We start from the raw sequence: 11,119 nt of genomic DNA on the forward strand, positions 1-11,119 counted from the left end.
ACCTCCAGGGTGAACTTGGCGGCCGGCTTGCCATCGCGCACCGTCTCGGCGATGTTGCCCACCCGGCCGATCTCCACCCCGTTGTAGGTGACCTTCGAACCCGGATCCATCACCAGCCCGGCCCGCGACGCCAACATCGTCAACTCGGTCTTGGGCGTGAAGTTCCCCCGGAACTGCCCGTAGACCAGGGCCAGCGCCACCAGGGCGATGATCAGCGCCGCGGCGCCGGCCAGCTTGTACGGCGGCTTCCGGGGGGCGTTGACCTTCACTGGCGATGTCATGGCGGCTACACCGTGAGCGCGAAGTTGGGGTTGACGCCGTAGAGCGCCAACGCAGCAGCCAGAACAACGACCTGCACCGACACCAGCGAGAAACGCATCGATCGGCCGACGGCCTCGCCGACGCCGACGGGCCCGCCGCCGGCGTTGTAGCCGTAGAAGCAGTGGGTGATCATCACGACCGCCGTGATGATGATGGCCTCGAGGAACGACCAGAACACGTCGTCGGGACGCAGGAACGTCCGGAAGTAGTGCTCATAGGTGCCGTTGGACTGCCCATAGAGCACCGTGGTGGTGATCTGCGGGGACAGGAAAGACATGATCATCGCGAGCGCGTAAAGCGGAATGATGACCACCAGACCGGCCATGATCCGGGTGGTCGCCAAGAACGAAATCGACTTGATGCCCATGACTTCCAGGGCGTCGATCTCTTCGCTGATACGCATGGCGCCCAACTCGGCCGTCGCGCCCGCGCCGACGGTGGCGGCCATCGCGATGCCGGTGACGACCGGGGCGGCGATGCGTACGTTGATCAGCGCGGCGAAGAAGCCGGTGAACGCCTCGACGCCGATGTTGCCCAGCGAGGCGAAACCCTGGATGGCGACCAGGGAGCTACCTGACAGGGTGACGAAGCCGACGATCGCGACGGTGCCGCCGATGACGGCCATCGCGCCGGTGCCCATGCCGATCTGGGCGACCAGCCGCAGTGTCTCCTTGCGGTAGTTGCGCAGCGCGTGCGGGATGTGCCCGAGGGCCACCACCCCGAACCAGGCCATCTGGCCGATGTCGTCGAGGCCGCGCCCCGCGGCACCGCCGTAGCGGTTGAGGTTTTCGGCCGCCCGGGGGAAGCGGGAGCGTAATACGGCAGCGGTCGACATGTCAGTGGCCCGTTCCGAACCGCACGCCGATGGTCGTCAGCACCACGTTGACCGCATACAGCGCGACGACGCAGAGCACGACGGTCTCGTTGACGGCGGTGCCCAGGCCCTTGGAGCCGCCGCGCACCGTCAGCCCGCGGTAGCAGCCGACCAGCCCGGCGATCAGACCGAAGATCGCTGCCTTGACCGTCGCGATGACCACCTCCGGCAGGCCGGTGATGGTGGTCAGGGTCGCCAGGTAGGCGCCACCCGAGACGTTTTGCAGATAGACGCCGAACAGGTAGCCGCCGACCAGGCCGACGGTGATCACCAGGCCGTTGAGCAAGGTGGCGACCAGCGTCGCGGCGATCACCCGGGGGACGACCAGCCGGTGGATGGGGTCGATGCCGAGCACCTCCATCGCGTCGATCTCCTCGCGGATGGTGCGCGCACCCAGATCCGCGCAGATCGCCGTCGAACCGGCGCCGGCCACCACCAGCACCGTGGTGAGCGGACCGAGCTGGGTAACGGCACCGATCGCCGCGCCCGCGCCCGAGAGGTCGGCGGCGCCGAACTGCGCCAGCAGCACGTTGAGTGTGAAGATCAACAGGACGGTCAGCGGGATCGACACCATGATGGTCGGCAGAAATGCCACCCGCATGATGAACCAGCACTGCAGGACGAACTCGCGCCACTGGAACGGCCAGCGGAACAGCGCCCGTCCGGTCAGCACGCACATCCGGAAAAACCCGCCGATGAGCGTCAGCGGTGTCTGCAGCTGGTCGCGCAGGTAACCCACCAAATAGGGGCCCTGCCGACTAGCCGACGTTGAAGTCACCGCTGCCCCCTCCAGCTGGTACCGCGCGCCTCCCGGCGCCACGGCGGGTCGTGTCGCACGCCTCGCCCCCTTGCCGCTTCGCGGTCGAGGGCTGCCCCCGCCTCGCCCCAACCACCGTGTGTGACCATCGGCTCCCTACTGGCAAGTAGTAACGGAGACCACAGGAATGTACCCGATGGCCATGCACGTGTGAACTGCATCTGCACAATTAACCCTTCGTCAACAACGGGCAAACGTTACAGTTTCCGTCAGCTTTCCTCTCTGGCAGTGAAACCTTTTGTGGTGGAACGATTTTCGTCGATATTTGCGGACCCGTAACGAATCCGTAGCTCAGTCTTGAGGACCTTGCCGGCGGGGTTGCGCGGCAGCGCGTCCACGATCTCGAGCGCCTTGGGATGCTTGTACCGCGCCAGCCGCTCGGTCAGGAATTCTTCCAACTCGTCGAGCAGGAGCGAGTCGCCGGCGACGGCGGCCACCGCGATCGGCACCTCGCCCCACTTGTCGTGGGAACGCCCGATCACTGCGACTTCGACAATGTTCGGATGGCTGGCCAGCACGTTTTCCACCTCGGCGCAGTAGATGTTCTCGCCACCCGAGATGATCATGTCCTTCTTGCGGTCCACCACCCACACGTAGCCTTCGGAGTCCATCCGGACGAGGTCTCCGGAATGGAACCAGCCGCCGGCGAACGCCTCCGCGGTGGCCTGCGGGTTGTTCCAGTAGCCGCTCATCAAAGTTGGTGCGCGGTAAACGATTTCGCCGACCTCGCCGACCGGCACGTCGTTCATGTTCTCGTCGACCACGCGGGCGGCCACGGTCGGGATCACCTTGCCGACCGATCCACGTTTGCGGATCGCGTCCTCGCCCAGCAGCATGCACGTGACCGGCGACATCTCGGTCTGGCCGAACGCGGCGAGGATCTGGGTTCCGGGGAACGTCGCTGACATCTCGCGCAGCAGCGCGTCGGGCGCCGGCGCGGCCCCCCACGACATCACCCGCAGCCTCAGGTCGCGCGGGCGCGCCTGCTGCTCGGCGCAGACGGCCTGCCACTGCGCGGGCACCAGGAAGAGCCCGGTGACCTTCTCCTCGGCCAGCACGTCGAGCAGCTGCCCCGGGTCGAACGCGCCGAGCGGGTAGATCACCGTCGGCGTGCCGAGCAGCATCCCGGTCAGCATGTTGCCGATGCCCGCGATGTGGAAGAACGGGACGCCGACGAACCCGACGTCGCTGTTGATGTCGGCGCCGTTGGTGTACAGCCCGGCCATCGTTTGGCCGGTTAGGTTGGTGTGGGTCAGCACGGCGCCCTTCGGGCGGCCCGTGGTGCCCGAGGTGTACATGATCAGCGCCGGCGAATCGTTCGGGATGTCGACGGGCCGGTGCGAGGGCCCGGGCTCGTCGATCAGGTCGTCGTAGCCCAGCACGCTGCCGTCGGTCGGGCCGCCGGCCACGACGATCGTGCCCAGCAGGGGCTCGACGTCGCGGACCCCGGTGGCCACCGGGGCGAGCACCGACTCGGTGATCATGACGCGCGCCTGGCAATCCTGAACCAGGAAGGCGATCTCGGCGGCGGTGAGCCGGAAGTTCAGGGGGACGGCGATGGCGCCGAGCATGTTGGCCGCCAGCACCGACTCGACGAATTCGGTGCGGTTGAGCATCAGGACCATGACGCGATCGCCGAAGCCTACTCCCCGACGGCTCAACGCATCGGCCAGCGCCGCCACCCGGTCCCGCAGTTCCCCCCACGTGACGGTTTTCCCGAGGAACCGCAACGCCGTCGCGCCGGGCTGCATCAGGGCGTGCCGCTCGAGCTGGGTCACCCAGTTCTGTCGCCTGGCCAGATACGGCTGTTCGGTTCCCTGTGCCAAATGGCTCGCCAATTGCGCGGTCAAGTCAACCCTTCCCCTTCACTCGCGCACCGCTTGCGCCAGGTTGATATTTGATAAAACATGGTGTTGTCTGGGTCACATTATGGCCTTAACGCCCTGCTGACAAGCCCCGACAAAAGTTTCAGACCGACCTCCACGAAGCCCCGAAAGCCCTGGCAGCCCCCGTGAACGCACCGATATCCACGCGACTGAGGAGCCGACGGCCACTGCGCCGGGCCCAGTTGTCCGACGAGGTCGCGGGACACCTGCGGGCGGCGATCATGTCCGGGACCCTGCGGCCGGGCACCTTCATCCGCCTGGACGAGACCGCGGCCGAGCTCGGCGTCAGCGTCACGCCGGTGCGCGAGGCCCTGCTGAAGCTGCGCGGCGAGGGCATGGTGCAACTCGAACCGCACCGCGGTCACGTCGTGCTTCCTCTGACGCGCCAGGACATCGAGGACATCTTCTGGTTGCAGGCCACCATCGCCAGGGAGCTGGCGGCCGCCGCCACCGACCACATCACCGACGCCGAGATCGGCGAGCTCGAGCGCATCAACGAGTCCCTCGCCGCGGCCGTCGGGTCAAGCGACGCCGAGACCATCGCGGGCATCGAGTTCGCGTTCCATCGGGTCTTCAATCAGGCGAGCGGCCGGATCAAGCTGGCCTGGTTCCTGCTCAACGCCGCGCGCTACATGCCGGTGCTGGTGTATGCGGCCGATCAACAGTGGGGTGCGGCCGCCGTCGAGAATCACCGGCAGCTGATCGCCGCGCTGCGGCGGCGGGACGCCGCGGCGGTGATCGAGCACACCGTCTGGCAGTTCACCGACGCGGCGGCCCGGCTGACCGAGATGCGGGACCGCACCGGCCCCTAGCGATCGCGAGCGCGGCCGAAGCGGGTCGCCGCCATCGGACCTAGCCCGCGGTCAGCTGCTCGGCGCGCTGCTTGAGCTTCTCGGCGAGGTGGTCCAAAACGTTGTTGAGCAGCTGCTTGACCATCGGCGCGGGCACCGGCATCGAGGTCTCGACGTCCAGGTCCACGGTCAGCAGGCTCGAGTCGCCCAGCTCCACCACGCTGACCAGCTGCTCCTGTTTGGTGAAGAGGTCCCCCTGCTGCAGCACGGTCTGGATCTGGTTCTCCCCCGGGTAGTAGACGGCCTGGATGAACATGCCCTGCATGCCTTGGTAGTCGGTGTCGAGCCGCAGCTGGCTGGGGCGCCCGTCGTCGTAGCGGGCGAGCACCCACAGGCCCTTGATCTCCTCGTTCCACTGCGGGTAGGCCTCGAAGTCGGCGACGATCGCCATGATCCTGGTGGCGTCGGCGCGGACCTCGACGGTCTTGCTCATAACTGGCATTGGCGAAGCATAGCCGGGGGCGCGAAAGAGCCGCTGCGACGGGCGATCTCGGCCTACCGGTCGACGACCGCCGTCGACAGCAAGGTGCGGACGGCATCGGGAATCGGCACCGGCTTGCGGCTGACCCGGTCGACGTAGACGTGCACCCAGTGGCCCAGCGCGGTGATCGGCTGCGCCCGCTCGCCCTGGGCCGCCCGGAACACGCCGAGGCGGTAGGTGACGCTGCTGCGGCCCAGCCGGGTCACCGCCACGCCCACGGCGAGGCTTTCGGGGAAATGCAGCTCCGAGAAGTACCGGCAGCCGGATTCGGCGACGATGCCCAGTGCCGGCGTGGTGAGCGGGTCCAGCCCGGTGCCGGTGTTGATCCACGCATTGATCGCGGTGTCGAACAACTGGTAGTACACGGCGTTATTGAGGTGGCCGAACATGTCGTTGTCGGCCCACCGGGTACCCACCGGCCAGCGCACCGGGAAGTCGTCGCTGGTAAGCCCGTCGGGCGGGGTCGGGACCGCGGGAGCTGAAGTCATGGTCTACCAGTACCGCATCGCCTGCCGGAACAGCTCCGCCAGAACCGGTTTGCTCATCTCCCTCGGGGCGTTCTGCAGGAGGCGCTGCTGAGGGTGGGCGCCCTCGGTCAGCGCCACCACGTCGTCTTCGGTGTAACCCACCCCGCCAAGGCCGTTGGGCATGCCGACCGCCCGCATGATGCGGATGAGTTCGGCGGCGAGCACCTCGCCCGCATCCTCGGGGCCGGAACCGCGGGTGTCGGCGCCGAGCAGCCTGGCACCCTCGAGGTGCCGCTCCGGGCTGACTTCGGCGGTGAAGCGGAACGACGACGGCGCATTGAGGATGACTGCCATGCCGTGCGGCACGAGCGGCTCGTCGCCCGGGTAGCCCGTCGGACGGAAGCCCTGCACCAGCCCCGCCACCGCATAGGCCATCCCGTGCGGCGCGTGGACGCCCGCGTTGCCGAACGCGATGCCCGCAAGCGTTGCGGCCCACATCATCTGCTCGCGTGCCTCACTGTCGGCGGGGTCGTGTACCGCACGCTCCAAGAACCGCCCCAGCACGCCCAACGCCTCGCGGCAACCGAGATCGCTCCAGGGATTGGCGCCCTGGCTCATGGGCCGCAGGCTGGGCCGCTCGGGTGCGGGACGCCGGACGTAGGGTCGCGCGGTGTAGGACTCCAACGCGTGAGACAGCACGTCCAGGCCCGCCGAGGCGACGACCTCGGCCGGCAGGCTCGCCGTGCAGTCGGGGTCGACGAGCGCCTGCGTGGGACGCAACGCGGGAGAGGCGATGCCGGTCTTCGCCGAGAGCGACACCAGATCGAATATCGCGATGCCGGTCACCTCGCTGCCGGTGCCGGCCGTGGTGGGGCACGCGATGTGCGGCCTGAGCGGACCCGGGACGGGTTTGCCGTCACCGACGGGCGCGTTGACGTAGGTCAGGAAGTCGGCGGGATAGGTCGCATACAGATTGGCGGCCTTGCACGTGTCGATCACCGAGCCGCCGCCCAGCGACACGTAGCCGTCCGGCTCGAGCTCCCGGGCGAAATCCGCCGCGTCCCGGAAGGACGCGTCGGTGGGCTCGACGTGGACGTCGGTGTAGGTGACCACGTCCAGTCCGGCGGCGGCGAGCGAGTCGCGCGTCTTGGCGAAGACCGGCAGCGCGGCCACACCGGCGTCGGAGAACAGCGCCACCCGCCGCACTCCGTGCGCGGCGGCGCGGTCACCCACCTCCGCGAGGCAGCCGCGCCCGAACGTCACCCGTGACGCGTCGACAGTGAAGGCCCCATCGCAGCCTGCTGAGGGAGTCGGGTAATCGCAGCACGCCATCCGGCCATTATCTCGGGTGCAGCGGCGCCACGGGTTCCACCACCTCATCCGGGAGGCGGTGAGCTTCGATGTAGTCCCAGCGGATGTCGTAGCCGAGCCCGGGCGCCGACGGTATCTCGACGAATCCGTCCGACGTGAGCGGGTCGCACGGCGCCTTGAGGTACGGGGGCGCGGTGTCGTAGCGGGCCCCCGGCCCGAGCAGGCCGCGCTCGTAGTATTCGCAGACGTCTTCGCTGGTGGCGCCGAGGACCTGCAGGTTGCCGAAGCCGCTCATGTGTAGTTCGCACCGCATGCCGACGGCCTCGCACATTCCGGCCAGCTTCATCACGCCGGTGATTCCACCGCGCAGGACGTCGATGCGGCTGATGTCGGAGGCGCCGCGCAGGATCCAGTCGGCCCGGGTGTAGATGCCGCCCTCGGCGATCTCGGGAGAGCAGATCGGGATGTCGAGTTCGTCGCCCAGCCGCCGGTAGGCCTCGACGCGGTATTCCGGCATCGGGTGCTCGTACCAGTAGAAGCCCAGCCGCTCGAGTTCGCGGCCGACGCGCAGCGCGTCCTCGTACGTGTGGTAGGTGCCCCAGGGGTCGAACATCAGCACCATCTCGTCGCCCACCGCGGCCCGGACCTCGCGGCACACCCGGATGTCCCAGTCCACATAGGAGGGCCGCGGCAGGGCGGGCTCGCCCGTCGCGGGGTTCCAGTAGTGGTAGGGGTGAATCTTGTAGGCGGCGTAGCCCTGCCGCTTGCATTCGACGGCGTGGGCGGCGTATGCGTCGGGAGATCCGAGGTTGTTGAAGCTGCTGGCGTAGGCCTTGACCCGGTCCCGAGCACCGCCCAGCAATTTGTGCACCGGCAGCCCGGCCACCCGGCCGGCCAGGTCCCACAGCGTGAGATCGATGGCGCTGCAAACGTTTTCGGGAAGTTTCGCCGCCCACAGTTGCCGCCAGATCTCCGCTCGGTCGAACGGGTCATGGCCGGCCAGCAGCGGGCTCAGAAATTGGGTGATGATCGCCTGATCCCCGGGCAGCAGGCCGTCCTGGTCGCCATGGAAGTGGCCGCCGAAGTAGTAGCCCTCGATCCCCTCGTCGGTCAGCACCTTGGTCACGGTCTGCACCACGCGGTAGTCGGTCATCAGCTGGCCGAACGAGATTCGATCGACGAACGACTCGAACGGCACGACCTCGAGGCCGGTGATCTTCATGGCAACACATTCTGCCGAGGGCCCGCGCGCTCAGAGTAGGGGCGAAGGTCCCGCGCCGAGGATCGCCATTGTGGGGGCCGTCACCGGATCTGCACGCATTGGCCGCCGTCGACCACCAGTTCCGAGCCGGTGATGAACGACGCTTGCTCGGAGACCAGGAACGCCACGGCGTCGGCGATCTCGCTCGGCCGGCCGATGCGCCCGAACGCCGACGACGCGGCGAGCCGCAGTTGAGTGGCGTCGTCGAGCATCGGGGTCGCGACCGGCCCGGGGAACAGGGCGTTGACCCGGATGCCCAGCGGCGCCAGTTCCGCGGCCGCGTTCTGGGTCAGGCCGCGCAGGGCCCACTTCGCCGAACCGTAGGCGGCGTGGTGCGGGAACGGGCGGATGGCCCCGGTGCTGCAGATGTTGACGATCGCGGCGTGCTGCGCGGCGCGCAGGTGATTCAGGGCCGCGTGGATACCCAGGAAGGCCCCGAAACAGTTGACCCGCCAGGAACTCTCGAAGCCCTCCGTGGTCTCGTCGGCCAGCGATGCCCGGTGCAGCACGCCGGCGCCGTTGACCAGCGTGGTCAGCGCCCCGAAGCGGTCGATCACGGTGTCGACGGCCGACTGCCACCCTGACTCCGAGGTGACGTCGAGTTCGATCGCGATCACCTCTTCGTCGCCCAATTCGTCGACCGCGGCGGTAAGTTCGTGCGCGCGCCGATCGCAGGCGGCCACCGAATAGCCTTCGGCGCGTAGGCGTTTGGCGATGGCCCAGCCCTGGCCGCCGGCCGCGCCGGTCACCAGTGCGACGCGTCGATCGGCGCTCATGGTTCCGTCGCCTCTCGCAGGTGCTCGGCGGCCCCGCGCCGCAGCGCGTGCGATTCGGCGGTCAGGGTGATCATGGAAAACCCCAGCTTCGCCATGGCGCGCCCCGTGGTGCCGTTCCCGGCGTGAATGCCGGTCACCAGCCCGGCCTCGTTGGCGGCCCGCTGGATTCGCACGATGGCATCCAGGACGGCAGGATCTCTGGTCGCGCCGTCCACGCCCACACCCAGCGAGAGGGCCAGGTCCGCGGGCCCGACGTAGAGCCCGGCGAGCCCGTCGACGGCGCAGATCTGGTCGAGGCCGGACAGCGCCGCGGACGTCTCGATCATCGCGAACACGCTGACCCGCGACTCGAGCGCGGCGGTGTCGCGCGCCAGGCCGGCGCGCAGCGGACCGAAGCTGCGGATGCCCGTGGGCTGGTAGCGGGTGGCGGCCACCGCCGCGGCGGCCTGGTCCGCCGACTCGATCATGGCGATGACGACGGCGTCGGCTCCGGCGTCGAGCACGCGCCCGATCGGCGCGGCGTCGGCGTTGGGCAGCCGCACCACGGTGCCGATGGGCAGGTGTTCGGTTTGGCGCAGCATGCCGGCGATGTCGGCGTCGTCGAGGTAGCCGTGCTGGGCGTCGAAACCCACGTAATCGTAACCGGCGCAGGCGAATTCCTCGGGGCCGAGCAGTGTGGGCCCGGTGATCCAGCCGCCCCAGATCGGGGTGGCCCGGTTCAGCGCCCGCCGCAAAGCGCTCCGCGAGTCGTCGGTCATTGCGCGATCGCGATCTTGACGCGCTCGGGGACCGGGCGGCAGGCCAACTCGAAGGCGGCCTGGACGTCGTCGACGCCGAACGTGTGCGTCAGGTAGGTGGCGAGCAGTTCGGGATGTTCGGCGGCGAACTTCCCCGCGAGCTCCAGCATCCGCCGGCGGTCCAGTGTGACACCGGATTTCAGCGTCAGGTTGTTGCGCAGCATGGTGCGCATGCTGATCGGATAGGCGTCGTCGTCGGCGACGCCGAAATAGAAGACCGTGCCGCCGGGCGCGGCGGCCGTGAGGGCGTGGCCCAGCGTGGCCACCTGGTGACCGACGGCCTCGATCACGACGTCGGCCCGGTCGGAGGCCGCGAGCTGACTCACCCAGCGGTCGCTGGTGGCGCGCACCGCGTCGTCGACGCCGAATGCCGCTGCCAGACTTGACCGGTCGACGGGGTCGACGCCGGTGACGCGACGCGCGCCGGCCGCCTTGGCGACATAGGAGAACAGCAGGCCGATGGAGCCCTGGCCGATGATCACGACGTGTTTGCCGGCGAGGTCCGGCAGTTGCTCGAGGGCGTACAGGACGCATGCCAGCGGTTGCAGGCCGACCGCCTGCGCCGGGGTCAGCGCCGGGTCGTAGGGCGCCAGCCCGTCGCCGTCACTGATCACGCGTTCCATCATGCCGTCGAACCCGGAAGCCCAGCCCACCACACGGTCACCGGGACGGTGGTCGGCGTGCCGGCTGGCGATCACCTCGCCGGCGACCTCATGGATCGGGAAGCCGTCCTTCTCGGCCGCGTTGGCGCCGTCGTCGCCCGGAAGCCGGCCGCGGGCGCCGTGGAAGGCCGGCAGGTCGCTGCCGCAGACGCCGGCCGCCGCGAATCGCAGCAGCACCTCGCCGTCGGCGAGGCACTCGGGTGTCTTCTCGGGAATCGTTGTCCGCTCGAACATGTAGGGGGCGACGATCCGGTAGGACCACACGTCAGACCTCCACCGGGATGGTGTTCCATCCCCATTGGAAGCTGGAGGGGAGCCGCCGGGCGGCGTCGGACTGGATCGCGAAATCGGGCACCCTGCGCAGCCACTCCTGCAGCAGCACGGCGACTTCCAGCCGGGCCAGGTGGTAGCCGATGCAGAAGTGTTGGCCGCGGCCGAACGCAAGCGAGCGGCGGATGGGCCTGTCCCAGAGGAATTCGTCGGGTTCGGGGTACTCGCGTTCGTCGCGGTTGGCCGAGGCGAGCAGCGTGATGACACGCTGCCCCGGCCGGATGGTCTCGCCGTGAATGGTGAACGGCTTGCGTGCTGTTCGGGCGAACCACTGCGCCGGCGCGC

At 68.7% G+C, this 11,119-nt stretch carries 13 protein-coding genes; 1 reads left to right on the top strand and 12 read right to left on the bottom strand.

Going from position 1 to position 11,119, the window contains the following annotated elements; all coding sequences use genetic code 11:
* The 4 genes from A5713_RS09960 to fadD5 form a co-directional block, all read right to left on the bottom strand.
* Positions 1-281: MlaD family protein (locus tag A5713_RS09960; RefSeq protein WP_156751829.1), on the bottom strand; the 281-nt coding region annotated here is incomplete at its 3' end.
* A gap of 5 nt (positions 282-286) precedes the next feature.
* Positions 287-1,156 carry an ABC transporter permease gene (locus A5713_RS09965; RefSeq protein WP_067922669.1) on the bottom strand — a complete coding sequence of 290 codons (870 nt, stop codon included), beginning with the start codon at positions 1,154-1,156 and terminating at the stop codon, positions 287-289.
* Position 1,157: 1 nt separating this feature from the next.
* Entirely contained in the window at positions 1,158-1,973 is an 816-nt protein-coding gene (locus A5713_RS09970) for an ABC transporter permease (RefSeq protein WP_067922748.1), read from the bottom strand.
* 248 nt (positions 1,974-2,221) lie between these two features.
* Positions 2,222-3,862 (bottom strand): fatty-acid--CoA ligase FadD5, encoded by a 1,641-nt coding sequence (fadD5, locus tag A5713_RS09975; protein ID WP_068095124.1) that lies wholly within the window; start codon positions 3,860-3,862, stop codon positions 2,222-2,224.
* Between the two features lie 161 nt (positions 3,863-4,023).
* Here fadD5 and A5713_RS09980 point away from each other — a divergent pair, with 161 nt between their 5' ends.
* Positions 4,024-4,710, top strand: a complete 687-nt coding sequence (locus tag A5713_RS09980) for a GntR family transcriptional regulator (protein WP_082972876.1) — start codon at positions 4,024-4,026, stop codon at positions 4,708-4,710.
* A 40-nt stretch (positions 4,711-4,750) separates the two neighbouring features.
* Here A5713_RS09980 and A5713_RS09985 read toward each other — a convergent pair whose 3' ends face one another.
* The 8 genes from A5713_RS09985 to A5713_RS10020 all read right to left on the bottom strand — a co-directional run.
* A complete protein-coding gene (locus A5713_RS09985; protein WP_068095126.1) occupies positions 4,751-5,191 on the bottom strand; it encodes an SRPBCC family protein in 441 nt (146 codons plus the stop codon).
* Positions 5,192-5,244: 53 nt separating this feature from the next.
* The gene (locus A5713_RS09990) at positions 5,245-5,718 is read right to left on the bottom strand and encodes a thioesterase family protein (RefSeq protein ID WP_068095129.1); all 474 of its coding nucleotides are present in this window, start codon (positions 5,716-5,718) and stop codon (positions 5,245-5,247) included.
* Positions 5,719-5,721: 3 nt separating this feature from the next.
* Positions 5,722-6,960, bottom strand: a complete 1,239-nt coding sequence (locus tag A5713_RS09995; RefSeq protein ID WP_231980326.1) for a hydroxyacid-oxoacid transhydrogenase — start codon at positions 6,958-6,960, stop codon at positions 5,722-5,724.
* Between the two features lie 76 nt (positions 6,961-7,036).
* Entirely contained in the window at positions 7,037-8,230 is a 1,194-nt protein-coding gene (locus A5713_RS10000; protein ID WP_068095136.1) for an enolase C-terminal domain-like protein, read from the bottom strand.
* Between the two features lie 80 nt (positions 8,231-8,310).
* Positions 8,311-9,045, bottom strand: a complete 735-nt coding sequence (locus A5713_RS10005; RefSeq protein ID WP_068095139.1) for an SDR family NAD(P)-dependent oxidoreductase — start codon at positions 9,043-9,045, stop codon at positions 8,311-8,313.
* Positions 9,042-9,803 carry an HpcH/HpaI aldolase/citrate lyase family protein gene (locus A5713_RS10010; protein ID WP_068095142.1) on the bottom strand — a complete coding sequence of 254 codons (762 nt, stop codon included), beginning with the start codon at positions 9,801-9,803 and terminating at the stop codon, positions 9,042-9,044. Before A5713_RS10010 ends, A5713_RS10005 begins: the two co-directional genes overlap by 4 nt.
* Complete coding sequence (locus A5713_RS10015; RefSeq protein ID WP_068095146.1) at positions 9,800-10,768, bottom strand: zinc-binding dehydrogenase; 969 nt, start codon at positions 10,766-10,768, stop codon at positions 9,800-9,802. The genes A5713_RS10010 and A5713_RS10015 overlap by 4 nt, the downstream gene beginning before the upstream one ends.
* A gap of 1 nt (position 10,769) precedes the next feature.
* The coding region (locus tag A5713_RS10020) for a cytochrome P450 (RefSeq protein WP_156751830.1) at positions 10,770-11,119 on the bottom strand (350 nt) is incomplete at its 5' end.

Source organism: Mycobacterium sp. E2497, from assembly GCF_001668695.1.
Classification (GTDB): domain Bacteria; phylum Actinomycetota; class Actinomycetes; order Mycobacteriales; family Mycobacteriaceae; genus Mycobacterium.

Bases quoted from the DNA above. Each gene is read 5' to 3' on its own strand.
- A5713_RS09965 (WP_067922669.1), bottom strand. From the start codon at position 1,156: ATGTCGACCGCTGCCGTATTACGCTCCCGCTTCCCCCGGGCGGCCGAA.
- A5713_RS09985 (WP_068095126.1), bottom strand. From the start codon at position 5,191: ATGCCAGTTATGAGCAAGACCGTCGAGGTCCGCGCCGACGCCACCAGG.
- A5713_RS09990 (WP_068095129.1), bottom strand. From the start codon at position 5,718: ATGACTTCAGCTCCCGCGGTCCCGACCCCGCCCGACGGGCTTACCAGC.
- A5713_RS10000 (WP_068095136.1), bottom strand. From the start codon at position 8,230: ATGAAGATCACCGGCCTCGAGGTCGTGCCGTTCGAGTCGTTCGTCGAT.
- A5713_RS10005 (WP_068095139.1), bottom strand. From the start codon at position 9,045: ATGAGCGCCGATCGACGCGTCGCACTGGTGACCGGCGCGGCCGGCGGC.
- A5713_RS10010 (WP_068095142.1), bottom strand. From the start codon at position 9,803: ATGACCGACGACTCGCGGAGCGCTTTGCGGCGGGCGCTGAACCGGGCC.